This is a genomic window from Vibrio sp. 03_296 (assembly GCF_002265885.1).
On the sequence record NZ_NPKW01000607.1, the window covers coordinates 1 to 776 of the forward strand.

At 46.6% G+C, this 776-nt stretch carries 2 protein-coding genes and 1 pseudogene; all 3 read left to right on the top strand.

Annotation, left to right across the window (positions count from 1 at the left end):
- Nucleotides 1–265 (top strand): annotated as a pseudogene (locus CIK04_RS26570) (cobyric acid synthase CobQ); the annotation flags it as partial.
- A 10-nt stretch (nt 266–275) separates the two neighbouring features.
- Nucleotides 276–509 carry a substrate-binding domain-containing protein gene (locus CIK04_RS34130; RefSeq protein WP_325205859.1) on the top strand — a complete coding sequence of 78 codons (234 nt, stop codon included), beginning with the start codon at nt 276–278 and terminating at the stop codon, nt 507–509.
- Between the two features lie 7 nt (nt 510–516).
- Nucleotides 517–776: substrate-binding domain-containing protein (locus CIK04_RS34135; protein WP_325205860.1), on the top strand; the 260-nt coding region annotated here is incomplete at its 3' end.

Consider the following 776-nt stretch of genomic DNA (forward strand, 5'->3'; position numbering starts at 1 on the left):
CGTTGGGCGCTCGCAAGTGAATGAACATCAACCGATCACCAAAGATGATGGCCAACTTGAAGGCGCCCTAAGCGAATGCGGGCAGATCATGGGCAGTTATTTACATGGTTTCTTAGACTCTGAAGCCGCATTAGAGCTGATTTGTGAGTGGGTCAATGGTGTGCAAATCAAGGCACAGAATCACGAACAACTAAAGGAGCAGGCGATAGACCGGATCGCTGATGCCATTGAAGAACATTTGGATCTGAGTCTATTGGGCATATAGAGAGCGAAGTATGATGAAAAAATGGCTGAGTTTACTGCTGCTACTGCTAGCGCCTGTGGTAAGTGCTCAACAAACAACGCGCGTTTATGCCGCATCGTCACTGACGAATGCCATCAATGATGTCATTGAGAGTTACGAACGTCAGAGTCATCAAAAAGTACAGGCAATTTACGGTGGCTCCTCATCCCTCTCAAGGCAGTTGCTCAGCGGTGCACCGGGCGACATTTATTATCTCTCGCAATAGCCAATGGATGGACTATCTAGTTCAACATGGGGTTATCAAAAGCGACAGTGTCACTAATTTGCTGTCCAATAATTTGGTTGTTATTACCAATAAAAACAACAGTATAACTCTTGATGTTTCATCCAAAGCACAGTGGCAGAGACTACTCACAGGCAATTGGCTCGCCCTAGGAGATACCAACTCCGTACCTGCTGGTATGTACGCCAAGCAAATGTTGCAAAATGCCGATGTGTGGAATGTAGTGTCGAGCCATGTGGCGCCGAGTAA

Excerpts from the sequence above, each read along its gene's own strand:
- CIK04_RS34130 (WP_325205859.1), top strand. The coding sequence starts at position 276 with ATGATGAAAAAATGGCTGAGTTTACTGCTGCTACTGCTAGCGCCTGTG.